Origin of the sequence: Micromonospora gifhornensis, from assembly GCF_016863515.1 — a bacterium.
GTDB lineage: Bacteria > Actinomycetota > Actinomycetes > Mycobacteriales > Micromonosporaceae > Micromonospora > Micromonospora gifhornensis.
This window is the reverse complement of record NZ_BOPA01000038.1, coordinates 1-23,620: the sequence shown is the minus strand read 5'-3', so window position 1 is coordinate 23,620 and position 23,620 is coordinate 1. Positions and strand designations below refer to the sequence as shown.

Annotated in this window: 20 protein-coding genes; 8 read left to right on the top strand and 12 right to left on the bottom strand. The window is 69.0% G+C overall.

Features of this window, described 5'->3' with window-relative positions; genetic code table 11:
- Window positions 1–4: 4 nt before the first annotated feature.
- The 5 genes from Vgi01_RS24610 to Vgi01_RS24590 form a co-directional block, all read right to left on the bottom strand.
- On the bottom strand, window positions 5–424 hold the full coding sequence (locus tag Vgi01_RS24610) for a molybdenum cofactor biosynthesis protein MoaE (protein ID WP_102656624.1): 420 nt from the start codon (window positions 422–424) through the stop codon (window positions 5–7).
- Entirely contained in the window at window positions 418–1,626 is a 1,209-nt protein-coding gene (locus tag Vgi01_RS24605; protein ID WP_204292660.1) for a molybdopterin molybdotransferase MoeA, read from the bottom strand. Before Vgi01_RS24605 ends, Vgi01_RS24610 begins: the two co-directional genes overlap by 7 nt.
- A gap of 61 nt (window positions 1,627–1,687) precedes the next feature.
- Complete coding sequence (locus Vgi01_RS24600; RefSeq protein ID WP_102656626.1) at window positions 1,688–2,158, bottom strand: MogA/MoaB family molybdenum cofactor biosynthesis protein; 471 nt, start codon at window positions 2,156–2,158, stop codon at window positions 1,688–1,690.
- Window positions 2,155–2,646, bottom strand: a complete 492-nt coding sequence (gene moaC, locus Vgi01_RS24595) for a cyclic pyranopterin monophosphate synthase MoaC (RefSeq protein WP_102656627.1) — start codon at window positions 2,644–2,646, stop codon at window positions 2,155–2,157. Before moaC ends, Vgi01_RS24600 begins: the two co-directional genes overlap by 4 nt.
- Before the next feature lie 262 nt (window positions 2,647–2,908).
- On the bottom strand, window positions 2,909–5,974 hold the full coding sequence (locus Vgi01_RS24590; protein WP_204292636.1) for an AfsR/SARP family transcriptional regulator: 3,066 nt from the start codon (window positions 5,972–5,974) through the stop codon (window positions 2,909–2,911).
- 421 nt (window positions 5,975–6,395) lie between these two features.
- Between Vgi01_RS24590 and Vgi01_RS24585 the strand changes: the two genes are divergently transcribed.
- Genes Vgi01_RS24585 through Vgi01_RS24570 form a run of 4 tightly spaced genes read left to right on the top strand, consistent with a single transcriptional unit; the run spans window position 6,396 to window position 11,265 of the window.
- Window positions 6,396–8,900 (top strand): putative bifunctional diguanylate cyclase/phosphodiesterase, encoded by a 2,505-nt coding sequence (locus tag Vgi01_RS24585; protein ID WP_204292634.1) that lies wholly within the window; start codon window positions 6,396–6,398, stop codon window positions 8,898–8,900.
- Between the two features lie 13 nt (window positions 8,901–8,913).
- Window positions 8,914–10,233: a glycosyltransferase 87 family protein gene (locus Vgi01_RS24580; RefSeq protein ID WP_204292631.1), complete on the top strand. Its 1,320-nt coding sequence runs from the start codon at window positions 8,914–8,916 to the stop codon at window positions 10,231–10,233.
- Window positions 10,230–10,862: a phosphoribosyltransferase gene (locus Vgi01_RS24575; RefSeq protein ID WP_204292629.1), complete on the top strand. Its 633-nt coding sequence runs from the start codon at window positions 10,230–10,232 to the stop codon at window positions 10,860–10,862. The genes Vgi01_RS24580 and Vgi01_RS24575 overlap by 4 nt, the downstream gene beginning before the upstream one ends.
- Before the next feature lie 19 nt (window positions 10,863–10,881).
- Window positions 10,882–11,265, top strand: a complete 384-nt coding sequence (locus Vgi01_RS24570; RefSeq protein WP_102658771.1) for a TFIIB-type zinc ribbon-containing protein — start codon at window positions 10,882–10,884, stop codon at window positions 11,263–11,265.
- 79 nt (window positions 11,266–11,344) lie between these two features.
- Here Vgi01_RS24570 and dnaB read toward each other — a convergent pair whose 3' ends face one another.
- Window positions 11,345–12,733 carry a replicative DNA helicase gene (gene dnaB / locus Vgi01_RS24565; protein ID WP_373307029.1) on the bottom strand — a complete coding sequence of 463 codons (1,389 nt, stop codon included), beginning with the start codon at window positions 12,731–12,733 and terminating at the stop codon, window positions 11,345–11,347.
- A gap of 925 nt (window positions 12,734–13,658) precedes the next feature.
- Between dnaB and Vgi01_RS24560 the strand changes: the two genes are divergently transcribed.
- The gene (locus tag Vgi01_RS24560) at window positions 13,659–14,798 is read left to right on the top strand and encodes a hypothetical protein (protein ID WP_275412578.1); all 1,140 of its coding nucleotides are present in this window, start codon (window positions 13,659–13,661) and stop codon (window positions 14,796–14,798) included.
- A gap of 215 nt (window positions 14,799–15,013) precedes the next feature.
- On the opposite strand, the gene rplI is transcribed toward Vgi01_RS24560, so the two are convergent.
- From rplI to rpsF, 4 genes are all read right to left on the bottom strand, one after another.
- Window positions 15,014–15,460, bottom strand: a complete 447-nt coding sequence (rplI, locus tag Vgi01_RS24555) for a 50S ribosomal protein L9 (RefSeq protein WP_013736574.1) — start codon at window positions 15,458–15,460, stop codon at window positions 15,014–15,016.
- Between the two features lie 14 nt (window positions 15,461–15,474).
- Window positions 15,475–15,714: a 30S ribosomal protein S18 gene (gene rpsR, locus Vgi01_RS24550; RefSeq protein ID WP_007073789.1), complete on the bottom strand. Its 240-nt coding sequence runs from the start codon at window positions 15,712–15,714 to the stop codon at window positions 15,475–15,477.
- Window positions 15,715–15,755: 41 nt separating this feature from the next.
- Window positions 15,756–16,286, bottom strand: a complete 531-nt coding sequence (locus Vgi01_RS24545; protein ID WP_013736575.1) for a single-stranded DNA-binding protein — start codon at window positions 16,284–16,286, stop codon at window positions 15,756–15,758.
- Window positions 16,287–16,366: 80 nt separating this feature from the next.
- Window positions 16,367–16,657: a 30S ribosomal protein S6 gene (gene rpsF / locus Vgi01_RS24540; RefSeq protein WP_013736576.1), complete on the bottom strand. Its 291-nt coding sequence runs from the start codon at window positions 16,655–16,657 to the stop codon at window positions 16,367–16,369.
- Window positions 16,658–17,154: 497 nt separating this feature from the next.
- On the opposite strand from rpsF, the gene Vgi01_RS24535 reads away from it, so the two are divergent.
- On the top strand, window positions 17,155–17,946 hold the full coding sequence (locus tag Vgi01_RS24535; RefSeq protein WP_102658767.1) for a deoxyribonuclease IV: 792 nt from the start codon (window positions 17,155–17,157) through the stop codon (window positions 17,944–17,946).
- Window positions 17,943–20,267, top strand: coding sequence for a hypothetical protein (locus tag Vgi01_RS24530; protein WP_239089137.1), 2,325 nt, complete (start codon window positions 17,943–17,945; stop codon window positions 20,265–20,267). The genes Vgi01_RS24535 and Vgi01_RS24530 overlap by 4 nt, the downstream gene beginning before the upstream one ends.
- Before the next feature lie 28 nt (window positions 20,268–20,295).
- On the opposite strand, the gene Vgi01_RS24525 is transcribed toward Vgi01_RS24530, so the two are convergent.
- On the bottom strand, window positions 20,296–21,819 hold the full coding sequence (locus Vgi01_RS24525; protein WP_204292626.1) for a glycosyltransferase family 87 protein: 1,524 nt from the start codon (window positions 21,817–21,819) through the stop codon (window positions 20,296–20,298).
- 413 nt (window positions 21,820–22,232) lie between these two features.
- Between Vgi01_RS24525 and Vgi01_RS24520 the strand changes: the two genes are divergently transcribed.
- Window positions 22,233–22,991: an AfsR/SARP family transcriptional regulator gene (locus Vgi01_RS24520; protein WP_102658765.1), complete on the top strand. Its 759-nt coding sequence runs from the start codon at window positions 22,233–22,235 to the stop codon at window positions 22,989–22,991.
- A gap of 86 nt (window positions 22,992–23,077) precedes the next feature.
- Here the strand turns inward: Vgi01_RS24520 and Vgi01_RS24515 are convergent.
- Window positions 23,078–23,620: DUF2690 domain-containing protein (locus Vgi01_RS24515; protein ID WP_204292624.1), on the bottom strand; the 543-nt coding region annotated here is incomplete at its 5' end.

The window sequence follows — 23,620 nt, the reverse complement described above, 5'->3', positions numbered from 1 at the left end:
GGCATCAGGGGCAGTTCACCCACTCCTCGGTGCCATCGGTGAAGACCTGCCGCTTCCAGATCGGCAGGCGGGCCTTCACCTCGTCCACCAGACGAGCGCAGGCGGCGAACGCGGCGGCCCGGTGCGCGGTGCTGACCGCCGCCACCAGGGCCGCGTCGCCGATGGCCAGTGGGCCGATCCGGTGCGACACGGCCACCGCGTACACCTCGGGGTCCGCGGCGATCTCGGCGGCCACCTCCCGCAGCACCCGCTCGGCGCTCGGATGGCCCTCGTACTCCAGGCTGGCCACCGCTCGCCCGTGGTCGTGGTCGCGGACCACCCCGGCGAACGAGACCACCGCGCCGGCCCGGTGGTCGGCCACCGCGGCCTCGTGCGCGGCAAGATCCAACGGCTGTTCGGTGACGGTTCCGATCAGGATCACCATGTCCGCTCCCCGGGCAGCAACGGCAACGGTACGACCGGCACCTGATCCCCGACCGTTCCGGAACTGCCCGGCGCGATGACCGCGAACCCGTCGGCCCCGGACAGCCCTCGCAACATCGCCGAACCAACGTGCCGCACCGGATGCGCGGTCCCGGCCGCCCGATCGAGCCGGACCAGGGCCAGGTGGGTGTGGTTCCCCCGACCGGGAATCGGCTCGGCGAGCGTGGCGTGCGGAAGTACCGGCATCGGCCGGCCGGCGAGACCCGCCAGCAGCGGCGCGACGAGCGAGACCAGGGCGATGACGGCGGACTGCGGATTGCCCGGCAGGCCGGCCACGAATCGGGTCCGCCCGTCGGGGCCGGTCACCCGGGCCAGCAGCATCGGAAAGCCGGGTCGCACCGCGACGGTGTTGACCACGTAGTCCGCGCCCAGTGTCGCCAGCGCGGGGTGCAGGTGGTCGACCGGGCCGTGCATGGTGCCGCCGGTGGTGCAGACGAGGTCGACCTCGGCCAACGCGCTGCGCAGCGCCGCCTCGTGGGCGGGCAACGTGTCGGCGACCGGCCCGACCACATCTGTCGTACGCACCCGGCAGCCGTACCGCCGCAGCCAGGCCGGGACGGCCGGGCCGAGCGCGTCGCGGATCCGGCCGGCGGCGGGCGGACCGGCGGTCAACAACTCGTCACCGAAGACCAGCAACGCGGCCCGAGGCTGCGCACGTACCCGCAGGGTGTCGTGTCCGCAGGAGGCGGCGAGACCGATCACCGACGGATCGACCGGGGTCCCGGCCGGCAGCAGTTCCTCACCGGCGGCAGCCTCCTCGCCGGGCAGCCGCCACTCCGGCGCCGGTCGCGGCACACCGTCGACAAACCCCTCATGGGTACGCGTCGACTCCTCCACCCGCAGCACGGCCGACGCCCCCGAGGGCACCATCGCCCCCGTCGCGATCTCGACGGTCGTCCCGTCCTCGGTCAACGGAGCCGGCGTCGTACCGGCCAGCACCCGCCCGACGATCCGCCACGGGCCGGGGCCGCGTACCGCCCAGCCGTCCACGCTGGACGTGGTGAACGCCGGCAGGTCGGTCCGGGGCGCCAGCGGCTCGGCGAGGGTGTGCCCGTCGGCGTCGGCGAGCGGCACGTCGACTGTGGGAAGCGCGGCAGCCAGGCCAACCGCGTACGCCCGCGACCGCGCCTGTTCCCAGCCCATCGGCCCGGACCCGGCGGCGTCTGCGGTTTTCGTGCTCACCAGCGAGAGCCTATCGGTTCGGTCAGTGGTCGCCACCGCGCAACTGTTCGACCGCGTGCGTGAGGATCGGCCCCAGCACGGCGAGGCCGTCCCGCGCTCCGCCGGTCGAGCCGGGCAGGTTCACCACGAGCGTTCGACCCGCCACCCCGGCCACCGCCCGGGACAGCGCCGCCGTGGGCACCTTGTCGCGGCTGTGGGCGCGGATCGCCTCGGCGATGCCGGGGATCTCGTAGTCAAGCAGCGCCCGAGTCACGTCCGGGGTCCGGTCGGTCGGGGTGATTCCCGTCCCGCCGCTTGTCAACACCACGTCGACGGCGTCCGCCACGGCCTGTCGGATCGCCAGACCGACCGGCTCCCCGTCGGGCACCACCACCGGATCGTCCACCGTGCAGCCCCACTCGCGCAGTCCCGCGACGAGCAGCGGACCACTCGTGTCGGCGTAGACACCGGCGACAGCCCGGTTGGACGCCACCACCACCCGGGCCCGGATCACGGTCGGTCCTGCGGACGCTGCCACAGGCCGGTCTTGCCGCCCTCCTTGCGCAGCACCCGTACCGCCTCGACACTCGCCGCCGGATCCACCGCCTTGACCATGTCGACCAGGGTCAACCCGGCGACGGCGACCGCGGTCAACGCCTCCATCTCGACGCCGGTACGGTCGGCGGTGCGAGCGGTCGCGGTGATCTCGACCGTGTCCGTGGTGAGGGCCAGGTCGACCGTGACGCCGTGCAGCGCGATCGGATGGCACAGCGGAATCAGGTCCGGCGTACGTTTCGCGCCCATGATCCCGGCCAGCCGCCCGACCGCCAGCGCATCCCCCTTGGGCAGCCCGTCGCGGCGCAACAACTCGATCACCTCAGCGGTGGTACGCAACCGACCGGCGGCGACCGCCAGGCGGCCGGTGACCTCCTTGGCGGAGACATCGACCATGCGGGCCGCGCCGCTCTCGTCGACATGGCTGAGTTCGGCGGGTTGGGTCACGCCGGCGAGCCTATCTGTGCGCGTGGTCCCTGCGCTGAGGGAAGGGGCGGCACCCACAGAGCCGCCCCTTCCTCACCGGCCCGCCGTCAGGTAGCTGGGGTCACCTGACGGCGGTGGTCGCGACAAGATCCCTCGTCAGCGGAATCTCCCCCGTCGCCGAACAGTCGGACGCTATCGAACGTGGCGATAAAAATTCGATAAGAACCTTGCCGGTGGGAAGTTGCCGAATGCCGCTCGCCCTCGACCGCAGCTGCCAGCCGGTTCAGCTCCCCTGATCCGCCTGGGCCAGCCGGCGTTCCACCTCCGCCTGCTCCGGCACACCCATCCGCCGGAAGATCGCCAGTGCCCGCTCCCAGTGCCGGCGCGCCTCCGCCGGATCGGTGGCGAGCAGATGCTCCGCCAACCCAGCCAACGCCCGCCCCTGCTCGTACGGGTGGGCTATCCGGGTTGCCAACCGCAATGCTTCGTGGTGCAGGTCGGACGCACGGCTGTCGTCACCGAGGATCGCCATGGTCAGTGCCAGGTCGTTGAGCGCCGCCGCCTGCGCATGCGGCTCACCCGCCTCGAATGCCAACTGTCGGGCGGCCTCGTGCTGCACGGCCGCTTCAGCAACCCGCCCCAAACCTCGTAACGCGATACCGAGGTCGTTGCGTACCTCTGCCTCCGCGAAGCGGTGGCCGGTACGCTCCCGCAGCGCCAGCGCCGCTCGCAACACGCGTATTGCCGCGTTGTGCTGCCCGACCCGGCACTTCACTGCGCCGATGTGGCTCAGCGCGTTGAGCAGGTGGAACTGATTACCGTGCTGGCGGGCCAGGTAGAGGTGCAGGCGGTGCAGACGCAGCGCCTCGTCGTATCGGCCGAGCAAGGCCAGGGCGAGCCCCACGTTCGGCAGAGGGCTGGGCAGTTCACCGAGATCGAAGCCTTTCCGCCAGCGCAGTCCTTCGAGCCCGACCCGCACTGCCTCGTGGAGTTCGCCCCGAATCCAGTGAACAGCGACCAGATTGGCCCGATAGCGGTCGCCGTTGATGAAGTCACCGCGCCGCTCGGCGGACGTCACTGCCGCACGGACGTGATTCAGCGCCTCGGCGTAGTTGCCTTTGCGGAGATAGGCAGAGGCGACATAGTTGTGCATGATGGCGGCGGCGGGCTCGTTCTTGGCTGCCCGCGCGGCTTCCAGCCCGGCAAGGTGCGCACGGATGATGTCGTCGTAATAGCCGCGAACATAGAGGAATCGCCAGAGCACTCGGGCCAGGCGCCAGGAATGGTCATGGTGCCCCCATTCGCCGGCCCGCACGACGAGCGCCACCAGAGTCGATCGCTCATCCTCCATCCATTCTTTCGTGCGCGATGCCGTGACGGCCAAGAGATCCGGCAGGCGCGGCGGATCGAGTGACACGTACTTACGCACACCCCGAGACTCGAGTTCTTCTGCGATGGGAAACGACAGATGCAGCATGATGTCGACCAGATCCACCAACGCCCGGTCACGTGTCACCCCGCGGTCCTGGGTGACGGACAGTTCGTGGGCGTACTGTCGGATCAGATCATGCATCCGGTAACGCCCCGCCTTCACCTCGTCGACCAGATGACAGTCGAGAAGCTCGTTCAGAGCAGCGGTGGTGTCGTCCATCGAAAAGCCAGTGACCGCAGCACAGATCAACACGTCGAAACAGTCGCCCGGATGCACGCTCAGCAACCGGAACAACCGCCGCGCCGGCTCGCCGAGCGACTCGTACGACGCCGCGAATGCTTTCGCCACACTCCGGTCGCCCGAGGCGAGATGAACCAGTCGGTGTGCATTGCCTACCAGCAGAGCCGCGAGATCGGCCACCCGCCAGGTGGGGCGATGCGCGAGCCGGGAGCCGGCCAGCCGGATCGCCAACGGCAGGTGACCGCACTGCTTGACCACGGTCGCTGCCGCATCAGGCTCTGCCGCCACCCGTTGTGTGCCCGCGGCAGATGCCAGTAGGGCAACCCCTTCGTCCAGTGTCATCACCGACAGGGAGACGGGTGGCGCTCCATCCAGCCCGGTGATCCTGCGTCGGGATGTCACGATCACCACGTTGCCTGGCCCACTGGGAAGCAGTGGGAGAACCTGCTCGGCGCCAGCCGCGTTGTCCAGCACGACGATTCCTCGTCGACTTGCAAGTTCGTGACGCCAGAGCGAGACCCGCTCGTCGAAGTCGCCCGGTATCCGGCTACCCGACACGCCGAGTTGTCTCAGCAGCGCCGCCAGGGCGGCAGCCGGTGCCACCGACTCAGCCTGGTTGTGCCCCTTCAGGTCGATGAACAACTGCGCGTCCGGGAAACGGTCCGTGAGCTGGGCGGCGACATGCATGGCAAGAGACGTCTTGCCGCTACCCGCCATGCCGTCGATGAAGTGCACGGCCGGAGCGACGCCCGATGCTCGCCGAGTCTCAGCCAGCAGACGCTCGACCGCGTCGGCTCGGCCGATGAAGTCCGGTAACGCCCTGGGCAGAGGCGGAAAGGACCGGATCACCTGTCCGGTACGCGCGGGGACGACCGTCGCAGTCGGGCCAGCCTCCCGTTCGCGGTGCGTGACGCGTCGTTCGTGTGCCGCTATCCGCTGGTAGAACTGCTGCAGCTCACCACCGGGCTCGATGTTGAGCTGCTCACGCAGGGCTCGTCGGGCCGCGGCATAGGCCGCGACCGCCCCGGCATGGTCACCGCGCAGATGAAGCGCCTGCATGAGAAGCAGGTGAGCCGGCTCGCGGAGCGGCTGCGTGATCAACAGATTGCGCAGTACCGGTAGGGCCTCGTCGTAGTTGCCGAGCCGGATCTGCAGTCTGGCGTACAACTCGGCCGCAAGCATTCGATCCTCGGCCGCCGCGACCACCTGAGCGGAGAGTGACGGGCCGAGCGCAATTCCCGTGAGCGCCGACCCTTGCCATCGCGCCAACGCACCGGACAACAGCTCCACTGCCGCCACCTCGTCCGATGGCACCAGCCGACGCGCCTCGGCAACCTCTGCCTGGAAGGCGAACAGGTCCACGTCCGACCGTTCGACGTCGAGACGGTAGCCGTCCTGGACACGGGTCAGCAGTTCACGCTCCGGCACCAACTTCGCGAGACTCCTGCGAAGGTTGGCGGCATAAGTACGGACATTGGGTACGGCTGACAGCGGCGGCTCTTCCGACCACAGCTCGTCGACGAGCTGTGCGACCGACACCAGCCGGCCAGGATTACACGCGAGCATCGCCAGAACTGTCCGCTGTTTTGGAGTCCCGAGGGGCAGCACCGCTGACCCGTGACGCACCGCGAGACCGCCGAGGACTTGAATCTGCACCGGCTCCTCAGCTGCACTCATAGGATCACCGTGTGCAGCTTAGCCAGCTCAGAGCCGACGAGCTGACCCCCACATCCCGGCACTCCCGGCCGAAGCGATGATGAAACAAACAAACTCTCTGGAGACACTTGTTCGGCTAGAAATCCTCCGCCGACCAAGAGAGCGGGAGACAAGAACCGGCCCCAATGACGGAACCGAACCCTCCGTCAGAACGCGGGGACACAACGTGACAGAAAAGCGCCGTATTGGCCCAATATGCGCAATACGACACGTAATGGTACCAACCGGCCGCAAGTCCCCCTAGATTCGGCAGCAACAAGCCGGACTCAGCTGGGGGTAGAAAATGAACTCGCACGAATGGGCGTGATCCCAGCTTCTCGATGAGAAGCAGCCAAAGTACGCTTGCGGAGCGCAGCCCCTCGGTGACGAATGGGGATGACGGTTGACTTCGCAGGATCGACAGACCGGGACCGATCGGCGGCTAAGGCCGCTAGTCGGTCTCGTCGTCGTTCTGGCCGGTATCGCCGGCGCCGTCTCCGTCGCGCACTTGCCGAACTACGGTGTCCTCGCCGCCACGTTCCTCTGGCCCGCGCTGATCTCTCTGGTGACGCTCGGCTTCATCGTCAAGGTCCGAGTCCGGATCCGTTCCACCAACCATCACATCGCCTGGACCGAAACCGCGATCGTAGTCGGACTGGCCGTCGCGCCCTCGCCCGTGGTCATCCTCGCCACCGGCTTCGGCGTGGCCATCGCCACCACCCTGATCCGGTTGCCGCCGATCAAACGGTGGTTCGGCATCGGCAAGAACATGCTGGTCGCCACCGCCGCCGGCCTGGTCCTGCAGCTGTTCCAGTGGCCCTCGACGAACTGGGACATCACCAGCACCATCGTTGCGCTGACTGCCGCCTACCTGGCCGCCGTGTTGCTCGACGAACTCGTCACGTTGCCGGTCATCGCCATGGCCACCGGCACCTCGTTGGGAAAGCTGTTCCGCGAGGACTGGGATCTGCGACTGATCGCGACCGTCACTCGTCTCATCGTCATCATCGGCACGGTCCTGACGATCGGGACCGACATCCGCATGCTCCTCGCCGTACCACCACTGGTGCTCAGTCTTCACCTGTTCTACCTGACCCGGGTGCGTAGCCGCACGGAGCAGCAGGCGTGGCAGCGGCTCGCCCAGACCACCGACGCGCTCAACGTCGTCGAGTTGGACGAGGTTCTCACCACCGCCGTCACCCGGGCCGCCGAACTCTTCTCCGCCGACGAGGTGGAGGTGGAACTGCGCGACGCCGCCCGGCTCGTCCGGGGCAACTCCGACGGCATCAGCTACGACGGCCCCACCGCCGAGGCGCCCGACGCGACCGGCGCAGTCGTGCCGGCACCCCTGGAGGGGCACGACCGATCCGTCGACGTGGGCGTGCTGCGGCTGCGCTTCCGGGGGTCGGTCCAGCTCAACGAACGGGAGCGGTACACCCTGCGTACCTTTGCCTCGGCGCTGTGCACGGCGGTGCGCAACGCCCAGGCGTACGCCGAACTCGCCCGGGTCGCGCAGGCCCACGCCCACGCCGCCGCCCACGACGCGCTCACCGGGCTGGCCAACCGGCGGCACCTGCTCGACGAGGGCAACGAGCAACTGCACGAACGACACGCCGACGGGGTCACCGCACTGGTGCTGATCGACCTCAACCATTTCAAGGAAGTCAACGACACCCTCGGGCACGCCGCCGGCGACCAGATGCTGATCCGGGTGGCCGAGCGGCTGCGCGCCGCGGCCCGCACCGACGACCTGGTTGCCCGACTCGGTGGCGACGAGTTCGCCGTACTGCTGCGCACCCTGCCTGCCCCCGCGGTGGCCGCGCACCGGGCCGAGACGCTGCTGGCGGCGCTGCACGAGCCGTTCGACATCGAAGGCATGCAGATCAGCGTCGAGGCCAGCGGAGGTATCGCCATCGCGCCGGCCGCCGGCGGGATGGTCGAGCTGCTGCGCCGCGCCGACGTGGCGATGTACCAGGCCAAACGGGCCGGGCAACGGGTCGCCACGTACGCACCCGCCCGGGACACCGCCGACCTCGGCCGACTCACCCTCGGAGGTGAACTGCCCCGCGCCGTCGCCGACCAGGAATTCGTCGTCAACTTCCAGCCCATTGTCGACCTCGGCACCGGCGAGGTGATCGCCGCCGAGGCGTTGGCCCGCTGGCGTCACCCCACCCACGGCATGATCGACCCACTCCGGTTCCTGGAGACCGTCGAACGGTCCGGCCTGCTCCCCGCATTCGCCGAGGCGATCCTCGACCAGGCACTTATCGCCGCCGGCACCTGGCGCGATGCCGGGTTCGACGTGCCGGTGGCGGTGAACGTCTCTCCACGCAGCCTGCTCGACGCCCGCTTCCCCGGCGCCGTCCTGGCCCGGCTGCGCGCCCACGACCTACCGCCCGACCGGCTGATGCTGGAGCTCACCGAAACCCTCACCCTCAGCCAACTCGACGTGGTCGACCAGGTGCTCACCCGGCTACGCGACTCCGGCGTCCGGCTCGCGCTGGACGACTTCGGCACCGGCTACTCCTCGCTCTCGCTACTGTCCCGAATCCCGGTGCACGAGCTGAAGATCGACCGCAGCTTCGTCACCGCCATGGAGTCCTCCGCCGAAGCCGCCGCCATCGTCCGATCCACTCTCGACCTCGGCCGAAGTCTCAATCTCGCCGTGGTGGCCGAAGGAGTGGAACGGGACCCGCAGCGCCTCGCCCTCTGGGAACTCGGCTGCGTCGCCGGTCAGGGCCACCTCTTCGCCCGCCCACTGGCCGCCGGTGCCCTGCTCGCGGCACTGCAACGCGGCACCGCCGGTCGTCCCGGCCACCTCGCGACCGCACTGCACGACGCCGGCGCGGTGGTCCGGCTACCACCCGGACGCCGTCAGGGGGGCCGGGGCCGACACCAACCGGCCTGACACACTGACCCGGATGAGCAACGCCGATGCGACCGCCTCCCGCCCCGCATGGTGGCACCGGCTCGACGCCACCGGCGGCGGACTCGGCCTGGACCTCGGCATCTACGCCGGCTCAGCCGCGTTCGCGGCGATCACCGCGGCAACCTCCACGCTGGTCACGCACCGCCACTGGGGCAGCCTCGCCGCCGTCGGCTACCTCGCCGCCGCGCTGCTGGTCACCTGTCAACTGCTGGTCCGTCGCCGGCGTCCCGACTCCGCCCTGGCCGGCGTACCTGCACGCTGGCTGGTCGCCAGCCTCGCCTGGTCCACAGTCGCCCTGCTGCCACTGACCTGGCAGAGCATCCAGCGGGCAGCCGGACGAACCGACCGGGCGCAGGAGGAGGTGCTTGTCGTCGAGGACTCGGGCCGTCGCCTGCTGGAGACCGGCACCCCGTACCTCGGCCCCGACGCCATCGCCGCTCTGCCAGCGGGCGAACAGTTGCTCGGCTACACCCCGTACCAGCCGGGGATGGCCCTGTTCGGGCTGCCCCGCGCCCTGCACGACACCTGGTGGACCGACGCTCGGGTCTGGTTCGCCGTCGGCACCGCCCTGGCCCTCGTCCTGGCCGCGCGCCTGCTGCGCCCGACTCCCGGACTGCCGGCCCGGAACCCGGCCACCCTGCTCCGCGGCATGCAGGCCGCCACCGTGTTCCCCGTCTGCGCGCTGACCCTCGCCACCGGCGGGGACGATCTGCCCGTACTCGCGCTCTGCCTGTTGGCGCTCGCCTGCGCCGGCACCGCACGACCCGGCTGGGCCGGCATCGCGGTCGGTGTGGCCGGCGCGCTCAAGCTGTTCGCCTGGCCGGTCGCGTTGGTGCTGGTCATCTGGGGCCTCACCCGACGCGCCGGCCTGCGGGTCGCCGCCGGAGCGTTCGGACTTCCCGCCCTCGCTCTGCTGCCCGTCCTGCTTGTCGACCACGAAGCCCTCGTGGAGAACGTGCTGCGCTTCCCGCTCGGACACGGCCTGGTCGCCAGCCCCGCACAGTCGCCGTTCCCCGGCTACCTGATCGCGGCCAACGTACCGGCCGGCCGCGCCGTCGCCGCCGCACTGCTCGTCGTGGCCGGGCTGGCCATCGCCGTCCGACTCGCCCGCCGACCGCCCCGCACCGCCGAGACCATCAGCCTGATCTGCGCGTACGGGCTACTCGCGGCCATTCTGCTGATGCCCACCACCCGCTTCGGTTACCTGCTGTACCCGATCGCGTTTCTCGTCTGGGCTCCCGCCCTCGACCTTCCCCGGATCGGGCAACCGGCGGGCGAAGAGGCCCGGCAAGGCGTACACCTGAGGGCATGACCACCTACCGCGATCGCAGCGAGGCCGGTCGGGCACTCGCCGACCGACTCGCCGCCCTGACCGGCCGACCGGACGTCACCGTGCTCGGCCTGGTACGCGGCGGAGTGCCCGTCGCCCGGGTCGTCGCCGACCGGCTCGGCGCACCGCTGGACGTGCTCGTGGTCCGGAAACTCGGCATGCCCTGGGCACCCGAGGTGGCCTTCGGCGCCCTCGGTCCCGGCGGCGTACGCGTGCTCAACGACCTGGTCGCCGGCCAACTGGATGCCGACGACATCGCCGAGGTCCAGCGCCGGGAGCAGGCAGAACTCGACCGACGGGAACAGCTCTACCGGGCCGGCCGCCCACCGCTGGACCTGACCGGTCGTACCGCCCTGATCGTCGACGACGGCCTGGCCACCGGCGCGACCGCCCGAGCCGCCGTCCAGGTCGCCCGGCACCTTGGTGCCCGCCGTGTCGTGCTCGCCGTGCCGGTCGGCGCGCAGGAGGCCTGCGAGATGCTGGCCGACGAGGCCGACGAGGCGATCTGCGCCCAACGACCTGCCAACTTCGGCGCGGTGGGTGCCTACTACGACGACTTCCACGAGGTCTCCGACGACGAGGTCACCGAGGCGCTGACCGCCACCGCGTGAACCGACCAGGTACCTTCGGATGATGAGCCTGACCTGTCCCAAGTGTCACGGAGAGATGCGCCAGTACGAGCGCAGTGGCGTCGTCATCGACCAGTGCGGCGAATGCCGGGGCATCTTCCTCGACCGCGGTGAGCTGGAGAAACTGTTCGAGGCGGAAGCCAACTGGAACGCCAGGCAGACCCCGCCGGCTCCGCAGCCGCCCCAGCACGTCGCCCAGCCGGGTGGCTACCCGCCGCCCGCGCCCGCCCCGCACCAGCCGGGCTACGGCGCGGTGCCGCCGCCCCCACCGCCCGGCTACCCCGCGCCGGCACCGGCGTACGGCCACGGGCAGCAGCACTACGGCTACCACGGGCACTACCGGCGCAAGAAGCGTAAGAGCTTCCTCGACGACATGTTCGGCTGAGCCTGTACGGTCTCCGCTCCGGCGTCGGATCAGACCGCGCCGGGGCGGGGACACCGTGCCAGAGCCGACGGACCTCGGGTCAGACGATGGCCATGTCCACGAAGCGCGACAGGTGCAACTGAGCCGCCACCGTCACCGTGTCGGTCGGCCCGTTTCTGTGCTTGGCCACAATAAAATCCGCCTCCCCCGCCCGTGGCGACTCCTTGTCGTAGTAGTCGTCACGGTGCAGCAGGATGACAACGTCCGCATCTTGCTCAATTGACCCAGACTCGCGCAAATCGGACAGCTGTGGTCGCTTGTCGGTGCGTTGCTCCGGGCCACGGTTCAGCTGACTCACCGCAATGACCGGGCACTCGACCTCCTTGGCCAGCAGCTTGAGCCCTCGGGACAGGTCCGCGACCTCCTGCTGCCGGCTCTCGGTGCGTTTCGGTGAGGTCATCAGCTGGAGGTAGTCGACCACGATCAGCTTGAGGTCGTGTCGCTGCTTGAGGCGGCGAGCCTTGGCCCGGATCTCCATCAGGTTCATGCTCGGGGTGTCGTCCACGAACAGCGGTGCCTCACTGATCTCGCCCATGCAGCGGGCCAGCTTGGTCCAGTCGTCGTCGGAGAGCTGCCCGCTGCGCAGCACGTGCAGGGGTACGCGCGCCTCGGCCGAGAGCAGTCGCATGACGATCTCGACCTTGCTCATTTCCAGCGAGAAGATGGCCGCCGCCTGATTGGCCCTGATTGCCGCATTCCGGGCAAAGTCCATACTGGCCGTCGATTTTCCGAGACCAGGTCGGCCCGCCACGATGATCAATTGGCCGGCGTGCAGGCCGTTGAGCAGCCGGTCCAGGTCGGTGAAGCCGGTGGGTACCCCGGTCATCACCCCGCCCTGGGCGCCGACGGCCTCGATCTCGTCGAGGGTCGGTTGGAGCATGTCGGCGAGGACGGCGAAGTCTTCGCTGACCCGACGCTCGGTGACGTCGTAGACGGCCTGCTGGGCCAAATCGACGATGTCGTCGACGTCGCGGCTGCCGCCGCTCGCGGTGCCGTAGCCGAGCTGGACGATCCGGGTGCCGGCCTCGACCAGGCGCCGCAGCACGGCACGCTCGCTGACGATTCGCGCGTAGTAGGCGGCGTTCGCGGCCGTGGGCACGCTCGCGATCAGCGTGTGCAGGTACGGGGCACCGCCGACGCGGGCCAGGTCACCGGAGTCGGCCAGGGCCGCCGCCACGGTGATCGCGTCGGCCGGCTCGCCTCGGCCGTAGATCTCCAGGATGGTGTCGAAGATGGTGGCGTGCATCGGCCGGTAGAAGTCGTTGGTCTTCAGGATCTCGACCACGTCGGCGATGGCGTCCTTGGACAGCAACATGCCGCCCAGGACGCACTGCTCGGCGGCGATGTCCTGCGGCGGGGTCTTGTCGAACTGGCCGTCGCGGGGCGGCGGGCCGGAGGACGGCCCACTCGGATACGGCTCTGTCCGCATGTCGTCGGTGACCGACACGGGCCCCCCTCCACTGCGTCGGCGCGGATCCGGGCACGGATCCGCCCGGGTACCACCAGGTTGACCATCCACGCGATCGGGGGCCATCGGGCGGGCGGCTGGGGCAACCATACGGAACGCGAGCTCAGGCCCTCAACCACAGCGGTGGACGAGCCTCGGGACAACCTGTGGACACCGGTGGGTAGAGGTGTGCGCAGCGTGTGCACATGGTGTGGATAACTCTTGGGGATCTCCCGGCATTACCGCTCTGACCTGCGGAAACGCTATCCACAGCCTGTGGGTCGGAATTTCCGGGTAGGGCTTTGTCCCGATACTCCCGTAGGATCGGTGGCCTACGGCTACACCTGGACAGCGGATTGCACTTTCGGTTGAGAAGGGTCACGCTCCGGCCGTGAGTTACCGGGACTGGGCACGCGGGGAGGATGGCTCGCGTGAGCGACGGCCGGCCGCTTCGTGGGCCGATCCCGTCGAGGGCGATCCGGGCGACCGTTACGACTCCGCCGTCGAGCGTTACCGCACCCCGAGCCGTCGCCGCGCGATCGAACGTGGGCAGGACGAGCCGGCTGAGCCGTACCTGCCGCGGTGGGCCCTGGAGTCGGGCGTACGCAGTGTCGACGGCGGCGGCCGGCATGCTGCTCCGGACGACGATGACGATGACGACCGGACGCGTTATGCGGGAAGTCGTCGTGCGCCGGAGGTCAGCCAGGGTCGGCGGGCCGCCGCTTCGACGGAGCGCGACTCGTCGTTCTCTGCCGCTGAGTCCTCGTCCGATCACATTCGTGAGTGGAGGTTCGAGCGTCCTCAGGGCAGCGGTTATGTCGGCAGTCGGCGGGCTGCTGACGACGACCCGGTCTCGGGCGTGACGCCGCAGAGCCGACCGCGGCGTGCGCAGTCCCGTCACCGTCAGGTGACCTGGTCGGGCCTGGCCGAGGAGGCCGAGCAGTCAGCCGCTTCGGCGCCGGTCGCGGAGCCCTCGACGCGCCGACGGCGGCGCGCGGTCGAGTCCGCTCCGGGCTCGGCGGCGGATCAGTGGGAGCGGGCGGCGGATCCGTGGGAGCGGGCGGCGGCACCGGAGTCCACTCCACCTGCGGTGGATCCGTGGGATGCCTCGGGTCTGCACGCCTGGCAGGAGCCGGCTGAGATCGGCGACCGGGGCGTGGCGGGCCCTGCCGATCCTTGGGACGCCGACAGCACCAGTCAGTGGCTCCGGACGTCCGCCTCAGATCAGTGGCTCGAACCGGATCAGACCGGTCAGTGGCTTCAGCCTGACACCACGGGTCAGTGGGAGCGTCCCGCGGAGGTCGACCGGTGGGATCGGCGGCGCGGTGAGGACCGGTGGGACGGCAATTCCGAGCCTGACCGGTGGGACCGGACGCAGCCGCCCAGCTCGGGTGCCACGTCGGGTGCCGGCCAGTGGGCCTGGGGTGAGCCGGCCGCGCCGGAGCCGGCACCGGAGCGTTTCTGGCCGGGAACCCGGTTGGCCGGTGACGATCCACGATGGGTGGAGGCGAGCGCGTCGGCGCCGAGATCGCCGGTGGTCGGATACACGGCGCCCCGTCCGCGTTCGGCGGCCCGGCGGCGGCCCGCGGTAGTGCCGGCGCCGCGGCAGACCGGCATGGAGTCGGTACGGCGACGCATCGAGGCGGTCGGCACCGGCGGGTGGAGCCGGCGGCTGGAAGACGACCTGCTGGATCCGGATCCCGGGGCGCCCTGGCTGCCGCTGCTCTACACGACGGCCTGCTATCTGCTGCCCGCGGTGGTGATCTTCCTGTGGCTTCTCACCTTGGACGGTGCACCACCGACTGGCTGTGTGACCGACATCAGCGGCGGTGGTTGCGAGTCGCCACGGGCCCGCGCCTTCGGGGCCACGGTAGGGGGGATACCGCGCTTCGGGTTGGCGCTGGTGAGCAGTCTGGTGGTCGCCACGCTGTTGCGGCGGGTTGGCACCTCCTGGAAGCCGACCACGGTGGCGCTCGCGGCGGCGGTGGTCGGTGGCGGTCTGTCGACCGTCATGATCAGCGCCGTGACCGGTGAGCCCATCGGCTGAGCGCCGTGACCGCAGCACCTCCGGCCTCCACATTGCGGGGTCTGCGGCAAGGCTTGGGCGGCGGCAAGGCGGCGGCGAGCAGCAGCCCGTGACGGCGGTTTGCCATCTGGCGCGGAGCGGCGGCTGGCGTCCAGCCGGCGAGTTGGCGGAGGAACGTGACAGGGCCTGCGCCATCTGGTGATGGTGCAGGCCCTGCCAGTTGCCGTCTTGCGGGGTCAGCCCTGCACGACGTTGAGGTTGAACGTGGCGGTCACCTCGGGGTGCAGCTTGATCCGCACCGGGTGCGATCCGATCGACTTGATGTGACCGGACACCTCCAGCCGACGTCGGTCGAGCGACGGGCCGCCGGCCGCCTTGACGGCGTCGACGATCTCGGCCGGGGTGACCGAGCCGAAGAGCCGACCGCCCTCGCCGGCGCGGGCCTTGAGGTTGACCTTGAGCGCCTCGAGCTGGCCCTTGACCTCGTTGGCGTGGCCGAGGTCGCGGATCTCCCGGGCCGAGCGGGCCCGCTTGATCAGGGTGACCTGCTTCTCCGCGCCCTTGGTCCAGGCGATCGCGAAGCCCTGCGGGAGGAGGTAGTTACGGCCGTAGCCGTTCTTGACCTCCACGATGTCGCCCGGGGCGCCGAGCCCGGACACTTCCTGAGTCAGGATGATCTTCATATCGGCACCTCCTCTCAGCGGGCCGTCGCCGTGTACGGCAGCAACGCCATCTCACGGGCGTTCTTGACCGCGCGGGCGATCTGCCGCTGCTGCTGCGAGGTGACGCCGGTCACCCGCCGAGCGCGGATCTTGCCGCGGTCGGAGATGAACTTGCGCAGCAGCGCGGTGTCCTTGTAATCGATGTAGGTGATCCCGTCCTTGTCGAGCGGGTTCACCTTCTTCTTCGGCTTGCGCAGTGCCGCAGCCTTCGCCATTGCTCTTGCTCCTGGTTTACGATCACGGGCGCTCGGGGCCATTAGAACGGTGGCTCCTCATCGAAGTTGCCGCCACCCGAACGGGAGGGTGCCGGTGCGGCCGAAGCCCAGGGGTCGTCGAAGTTGCCTCCGCCGCCGCCCTGGCCACCACCACCGCCGCCGCCGAAGCCGCCGCCACTGCCGCCCGAGCGGGACATCTTCTGCACCTTCGCCGTGGCGTAGCGCAGCGACGGGCCGATCTCGTCGACCTCCAGCTCGATGACAGTGCGCTTCTCGCCCTCGCGGGTCTCGTAGGACCGCTGGCGCAGCCGGCCCGACACGATCACGCGAGCGCCGCGCTGAAGCGACTCCGCCACGTGCTCCGCGGCCTGCCGCCAGACGGTGCACGCGAGGAAGAGCGGCTCGCCGTCCTTCCACTCGCCGGAGGCCTTGTCCATGAACCGGGGCGTCGAAGCGACCCGGAACTTGGCTACCGCGGCCCCGGAGGGGGTGAACCGCAACTCGGGGTCATCGGTCAGATTGCCGATGACCGTGATGGTGGTGTCTCCTGCCATGACCATCTCCTCGCGCACTCATGCGTGTGCCGTACAGGTTCTCAGAACCCTCCGACAGCACGGATGAGGCTGTCCGGGTGGGGGGCTGGGTGGAATGCTTAGCGCATCTCCGGCCGGATGACCTTGGTGCGCAGCACGGACTCGTTGAGCCGAAGCTGGCGGTCCAGCTCGGCCACAGCCTCCGGCGTTGCCTGGAGGTCGACGACGGCGTAGATGCCCTCGGCCTTTTTGTTGATCTCGTACGCGAGGCGCCTGCGGCCCCACACGTCGGTCTTCTCCACCGAGCCACCCGCGGTCCTGATCACGTTCAGGTACGTGTCGAGCGACGGGGCGACGGTGCGCTCCTCGAGGCTGGGGTCGAGGATCACCATGATTTCGTAATGACGCAAGACTTACTCACCTCCTGTGGGCTAAGCGGCCACGGTCCTTCCGTGGCAGGAGGTCTGCGTCGTGGCCCGCCCTGATCCGGGGGGACCCGGTCGGGAGCGGACAACCTGACCAGGATACCCGGCCTTGACGATCACCAGCATCGAGGTGACCGACACAGCGAACCGGGGGTCCACGCCGACGTCGCTGTCGGCCCGGACCCCCGGTCACGTGACCGCAGGGCGTCTCGTCCGCATTCCTTGGGTGGGACCTGGGGAGGAACGACCACACCGATGAGGTTGGACCGGAGACGCCCTGCGGAGCTTTATCATGTTGTTACCTGACGTTATCGCTGAAGTCGGCGCTTCGCGGGGCAAATCCTAAAATTACCGACATTTTTTTGAACCGTCGTCAGGATCAGCTGTCGCATCCACCGGTATCAACGACTCCGGCCAGCTGCGGTGACGCGACTCGGCGGTGGTCACCACCACTGTCGGGCACGCGACGTAGGCTCGCCTGCATGCGTATCGGAGCCCACGTCGATCCGACCGACCCGATGGCGGAGGCGGCTGCTCGTGAAGCCGACGCCGTGCAGTTCTTCCTCGCCGATCCGCAGGGTTGGAAGGCGCCACAGCCCCGCGCGGACGCGGAACGGCTACGCACCGCGGATGTCGACATCTACGTGCACGCGCCGTACGTCGTAAACGTCGCCACCGGCAACAACCGCATCCGGATTCCCAGCCGCAAGCTGCTGCTCGCCCACGCGAAGGCCGCGGCAGCCATCGGCGCGAAGGGCCTGATCGTCCACGGTGGGCACGTCAACGCCGGTGACGATCCGCAGACCGGTTTCGACAACTGGCGTAAGGCCCTGGCCTACGCACAGGAGGCGGGCGGCTTCGGTCTGCCGGTGCTGATCGAGAACACCGCCGGCGGCGAGAACGCCTGTGCTCGCCGACTCGACGCGCTCGCCCGACTGTGGGACGCCGTCGGTGATCACGAAGTCGGCTTCTGCCTCGACACCTGCCACGCGCACGCCGGCGGCGAGGAACTGCTCGGCCTGGTCGACCGGGTGAAGGCCATCACCGGGCGGATCGACCTGGTGCACGCGAACAACTCCAAGGACGCGTTCGGGTCCGGCCGCGACCGCCACGACAACCTGCGCGGCGGGACCATCGACCCGGAACTCCTGGTGGCGGTGATCAGAGCAGCCGGGGCACCGGTCATCGTCGAGACTCCGGGCGGCACCACCGGGCAGGGTGACGACATCGCCTTCCTGCGCGCGCAACTCGAGGCGGAGACGGCGGTGCGATGACGACCGATCAGTCCCCCTCGGGCGGCCCCCGACCGACCACACGCGACCGCCGGGACACCCGAGTCCAGGCTGCCGCCGGCGGGCGGGCCGACGCCGAGCCGGAGGGTGGCACGTCGGCCCCGACCGGCAAGGGTGCGGCCGGCAAGGGTCCGGCCGGCAAGGGTCCGGCCGAGGTCGCCGAGAAGATCGAACCGGGTGCCAACCATGCGGCAACCGACAGCAAGGCGCAGCCGCCCGCCGACTCCAACGACCGACCTGACACCGACGGCACCGACGGCACCGAAGGCACCGACGGCCAGGCCAAGGAGCCGGCGAGCAAGGACGGCAAGGACACGGACCCGACGGGCGGCAGGACCGAGGTCCCGACCGACGCTGCCGGCAGGACCGAGGCGCCGGTGGACGAGATCAAGACTACGGGGGATGAGGCCAAAGCCCCGACAGACGAGGCCAGGACCAAGGCTCCAGGGGACGAGGCCGAGGCCCCGGCGGCCGGTGAGGACAAGAAGACCGCAGCCGGCGACGGCAAGAGCAAGGGCGACGACGAGGAGAAGGATCCGTGGGCCGCGTTCGGGCCCGCACCCGAGCCGGTGCCGCGATGGTACGGCCGACTCGCCCGCAGAGCCGGTCGGCTGCTGATCCACGAGTGGACCCTGGCCGCTCTCGGGTCCCTGGTGCTGGCCGTGCTGATGACCTGGCCGGCCCTGCGCTACGCCCGGCACACGCTGCCCCACGACTACTGGGATCCGAGCCTGCAAGCCTGGCAGATGGCCTGGTCCGGGCACGCACTACGGACCGACCCGGCCCAGCTGTGGCACTCCAACGCCTTCTTTCCGGAGCGGTGGAGCTTCGCCTTCTCCGACACGCTGCTCGGCTACGCGCCGGCCGGCCTGATCGGTAGCGGCCCGCAGGACGCCCTCCTCCGTTACAACATCATGTTCGTACTGGCCCACGCGCTGGCCACCTTCGGGGCGTACGTGCTGGCGCGTCAGCTCGGTGCGAGCCGGATCGGCTCCGCGGTGGCAGGGGTCAGCTACGCCTACGCACCCTGGCTGTTGTCCCAGGCGGGGCACCTGCACGTGATCTCCAACGGGGGCATCCCGCTGGCCCTGGCCATGCTCGCCCGGGGCCACGGTTGGTCACTACGGCACGGCTATCGACCCGAACGTCGACACGAGGGCTGGGTCTACACCGGCTGGCTGGTCGCCGCCTGGCAGCTGAGCCTGGGCTTCGGCATCGGCCTGCCGTTCGCGTACGTCCTGGCCGGCACGGTCGTCGTGGCCATGCTGATCTGGTTCGCGAAGCGGATCTTCTGGCGGGTGAAGCGGCCCTTCGGTCAGCGGCTGTTCGTCGCCGACCTGATCGGCGGGCTGATCTTCGCCGGGGTCGGTGTGCTGATGGCCATCCCCTACTTCACCGTGGCGCAACTGCACCCGCAGGCGGAGCGGAGCATCAGGGACATCGCCGCGTTCTCGCCGCCCGCCAACAGCTTCGTCACCGCTCCGGCGGAGTCCCGGATCTGGGGTGGGCTGCACGAGGGTGCCCGTTCCGTGCTGCCCTGGCATCCGGAGATGACACTGCTGCCCGGCTTCGCGCTCTATGCGCTGGCTCTCGGCGGCCTGTTCTTCTCGATCTGGACCATCCGTCAACGGCTGTTCCTGCTCGCCGGGGTGCTGGTGGCGATGACGCTGTCGATGGGCACCAGGTTCTTCGGCGGCGACTTCACCTACGTGCCGCTCTTCGACCACCTGCCCGGTTGGAACGGCATCCGTACGCCCGGGCGGCTCATGATCTGGGCCACCCTGCTGCTCGGGCTGCTCGCGGCGGGCGCGATCAGCGCGTACTCGGAGCGGGTACGGGACGTTTCCGCCCAGCGGATCCCGTCCTGGCCCAGCCCGTGGCTGCGGCTGGCCACCCTGCTGCCGCTGCTGCTGGTCATCGTCGAGGGCACCAACACCACACCGCATCCGGTGGTGCCGTCACAGCCGGCCGCCATGCGGACGGTCGGCGGTCCGCTGCTGGTGCTGCCCAGCGGTCAGAACCACGACCAGCCGGTGATGCTCTGGTCCACCACCCGATTCCAGGACATCGTCAACGGCGGCAGTGGATTCACTCCTCGCCAACTCGCCGACGTACGTCAGGTGACCATGACGTTCCCCGACCAGACAAGCGTCGACTACCTGCGTACCCTCGGCGTACGCAACGTGCTGGTGCTGCGCGACGAGATCGCCGGCACCCCGTGGGAGGTAAGCGTCGACGCACCGCTTGACGGCCTGGACATCACCCGCGAGGAGATGGGCTCGGTGTTCCTCTTCCGCCTCTGAGAGTCCGGGGCACGGGGTGCCCCGGCAATCAGGTGGTCGGTACGGGAGTCGGCGTCGGGGCGGGTTGGCGGTTGCGGAGACGGTCGAGCCAGGGCGCGTCCGGGGTGCCGTCGAGTAGCCCGCCGTCGGGGTCGTCGGCGTAGTTGCGGCGTACCGCGTCCTGCTCGGGGTGCAGGATCTCCCGAACGACCAGCACGCAGAGCGTCACCACGGTGGCCAGGCGCAGGCTCGCGGCCAGCACGAACACGCCCTCCGGGATGACCGGGGTGCTGGTCGCGGCACCGAGCAGTTCGGCGTAGAAGGCGACGAAGTAGCCCACCTCGGCGATCTGCCAGGCCAGGAACGCTCCCCACCTGGGTCGGGCGAGCACCACCAGCGGCAGCATCCAGAGCACGAACTGCTGCGACCAGACCTTGCTGAAGATGAGGAAGGCCGCGACCACGAGGAACGCGAGTTGCGCGAGGCGGGGACGGCGCGGCGCGAGCAACGCGAGCGCGCCGATGGCGAGGCAGGCCAGCCCGAACAGGGCGTACGACAGGTAGTTCAGGGTGGGGATGTTCGCGTCGAGCCACTGGAACGGGCCGATGGAGGCCGGGTCGCCGAACTTGCCGTCCAGGTAGCGACCGATGTACCAGATGGTTCCCCAGTCGATCGGGCGCTCGGTGTTGAGTTCGAAGAACCGGTTCCAGTTCTCCCGGTACGGAATCGCCACCGGAAGGTTCACCAGCACCACCGTCACCGCGGCGGCGATGATGGACAGCACGGCGGCGCGCACCCGGTTGGCGCGGATCGCGAGCACCAGGATCGGCCCGAGGATGAACAGCGGCCACATCTTGGCCGCACCGCCGAGCCCGATCAGCACTCCGGACAGGGCCGCGAGTATCAGTCCCCTCCCGTCGTCCCGGGTACGCGCCCAGACCAGCAGGCCGAGCGCGGCCAGGCCGATGGCGAGGAAGTCCCAGTTGACGGTGGCGGTGAGCAGCAACGCGGGGGAGAGCGCGAACATCGCCGCGTCCCAGGGTCGTCGACGGCGCAGCGACAGCAGCACCATCACCGTGGCCAACGCCAACGCACCGAGCACGAGCGCGTTGAGGTTGTAGAACCACTGCCCCTGGTTGATGTCCGGGTTGCCCTCACCGGCGGAGTGCACCGGCAGCCCCAGGGCACCCATGAAGTACCCGGTCAGCACCGGGTACTCCACCGGATGGTCCCGGTACGGCACGGCGCCCTCGTTGAGCCGCTCGGCGTAGTAGAGCGCCAGCACGTCGGTGTAGCAGAACCGGGTGTACTGCTGGTTGTCGACCCAGGCGCCGTCCTGACAGGGCGACTTCTGCACCCAGTGCAGGGTGAGGGTGAGGCAGGTCAACGCCAGGACGATCCGCACGGCCGTCCAGAACCGTCCCCGCCCGCCGCTCGGGCGGTCGTGGGTGACGGCGTGGTCGCCGAGCGGGCCACCGATCAGCCCGGACAGCCCACGGACGAAGCCGTCGGAGCGGGACGGGTGGTCGATGGCACCGGATTCATCGATGCCCGACGTCGACTTCGTGCTCATGACCGTGCATCCTGCCGTATCAGACGACCGCATTGGAACCGAAACCCGGCGACATCCCGAGGTACTGCCACCTTGAGGCAGCCCCACCGCCGCCTAACTTGATCTTCAAGCTGTGCGGCGGGATCGGCAGGATGAGTTGCTCGGGTGGGGCGGGACGTTCCCAGGGGTGGCGCAGGTCTGATGCGTACGTGCCGCACTGCCACCAGTCAACGCCGACGCAGGCAACTCGAAGCTGCCGAAACAGCATCGCTGTGACGGCTTTATCGACCACTGATCACTATCACTCGCAGGCGGATAAGCGCCATTTTCTAAATTGCTTTCGTCGATGTCGCGCTTGACATCGGTTAATTTTGCGATAACATATCCCCTGCCCGGCACGGTGTTGATGGTTGGGAGCACACGGGGGAGCAACTTTGGACTTCTACTTTCTCGGTCCATTGATGGTCAAAAACGGAAACATCGACGTCGGAGTACCAGCCACACGAGATCGTAAGATTTTGGGAGCACTGCTCCTGAACTCAAATCAGCCCGTTCACCTTGAACTGCTCATCGATGCCGTCTGGGACGACGATCCACCGGCGACTGCCCGCCAACAGGTACAGAACCGTCTAGGAAGTCTACGCGCTCGGTTAGGCGCAGAAAGCCACCAGCGGATCGTACGCAGCGGCAACAACTACACGATGCGAATCGCCGACGAGCAGGTGGACGGCCTGAAATTCCGGAACCTCCAGGCGGAAGCAATGGTCGCCGCACAGAATCGCGACCCAGAAAGAGCAGTGGAACTCTTGAGGTCAGGGCTCGAACTGTGGCGGGGCGCACCTATGGAGGACATCAACTCGGTCAAACTTCAGGCCGGATCGGCGCATTGGAAGGAATACCATCTCAAAGCCATAGAGATGCTTGTCGACCTCGAATTCAGTCTCCACCGGCACAGGATGCTGACGCCCGACCTGCACCGGTGGACCAGCTTTTACCCCTACCATGAAGGTCTGCACTGTCGGCTTGCGGAAGCCATGCAGGCCAGTTCCCGTACGGCCGAGGCCCTGGTCGTGATCCATGGTCTAAGGACTCGGCTGGCCCACGACCTGGGGATCAGCACAGGCCCTGCGGTGGAGGATCTGTACCACCGACTCCTGCACGGTACCTACAGGACGCCCGTCATGCTCGGCTGATTGAGGCCGGACCAGAGCCCGCGACAAAGGGCAGACGGCCAGCCTGACCGTGAGTCCGGCTGACCGTCTGCCCTTGCTGTGGATCACTAGGCGCAGGACTCCAGGTACTCGCTGAACGGGGCGTACCAGAAGAACAGGCAGGCTTTGGGTTTCTGGGCGGCGGAAAGCATCCGCGTCCAGCCCTCCTCGCCCGGGTACGCAGCCAACGTCTTTTTCTGCACCATGTTGGTGCCCTTGATCCGCGCCTCACCGGTGGAGCCCGGCGTGTTGGTGTAGCGGGTCCAGTAGGCCTGGCAGGACGTCGAGTACCTCAGCTCGATGAACACGCCGTTCTTCGCCTTGACCGAGGCCTTCGTCGAGTTGCCGGTGCAGTTCATCGCAACCGGGTCCTTGCCGTTGCAGGAAACGTATCCTCCCCCACCATTGTTGCGGCAGGTCTCGTCGACGGACGCGACAGCAGCCTCAGTGGTGCTGATCGCCGTTTCGGCCGACGCCGTCGCGGGAACAGCCAGGACGACAGGGAATGCCAACGTGATCGCCGCGAGCAGGTTGCCGAGGGTTCTCCTACCGGACAACTTCTTCACGTCTTCCACCTCTTCCTCGTTCTTGCCTCGTGCAAGGGAGCCTAG

What these genes read in the sequence shown, in the direction of transcription:
- Vgi01_RS24610 (WP_102656624.1), bottom strand. Translation starts at nt 424, where the DNA reads ATGGTGATCCTGATCGGAACCGTCACCGAACAGCCGTTGGATCTTGCC.
- Vgi01_RS24605 (WP_204292660.1), bottom strand. Translation starts at nt 1,626, where the DNA reads ATGGGCTGGGAACAGGCGCGGTCGCGGGCGTACGCGGTTGGCCTGGCT.
- Vgi01_RS24590 (WP_204292636.1), bottom strand. Translation starts at nt 5,974, where the DNA reads ATGAGTGCAGCTGAGGAGCCGGTGCAGATTCAAGTCCTCGGCGGTCTC.
- Vgi01_RS24580 (WP_204292631.1), top strand. Translation starts at nt 8,914, where the DNA reads ATGAGCAACGCCGATGCGACCGCCTCCCGCCCCGCATGGTGGCACCGG.
- Vgi01_RS24575 (WP_204292629.1), top strand. Translation starts at nt 10,230, where the DNA reads ATGACCACCTACCGCGATCGCAGCGAGGCCGGTCGGGCACTCGCCGAC.
- Vgi01_RS24570 (WP_102658771.1), top strand. Translation starts at nt 10,882, where the DNA reads ATGATGAGCCTGACCTGTCCCAAGTGTCACGGAGAGATGCGCCAGTAC.
- dnaB (WP_373307029.1), bottom strand. Translation starts at nt 12,733, where the DNA reads ATGCGGACAGAGCCGTATCCGAGTGGGCCGTCCTCCGGCCCGCCGCCC.
- rplI (WP_013736574.1), bottom strand. Translation starts at nt 15,460, where the DNA reads ATGAAGATCATCCTGACTCAGGAAGTGTCCGGGCTCGGCGCCCCGGGC.
- rpsR (WP_007073789.1), bottom strand. Translation starts at nt 15,714, where the DNA reads ATGGCGAAGGCTGCGGCACTGCGCAAGCCGAAGAAGAAGGTGAACCCG.
- Vgi01_RS24535 (WP_102658767.1), top strand. Translation starts at nt 17,155, where the DNA reads ATGCGTATCGGAGCCCACGTCGATCCGACCGACCCGATGGCGGAGGCG.
- Vgi01_RS24530 (WP_239089137.1), top strand. Translation starts at nt 17,943, where the DNA reads ATGACGACCGATCAGTCCCCCTCGGGCGGCCCCCGACCGACCACACGC.
- Vgi01_RS24525 (WP_204292626.1), bottom strand. Translation starts at nt 21,819, where the DNA reads ATGAGCACGAAGTCGACGTCGGGCATCGATGAATCCGGTGCCATCGAC.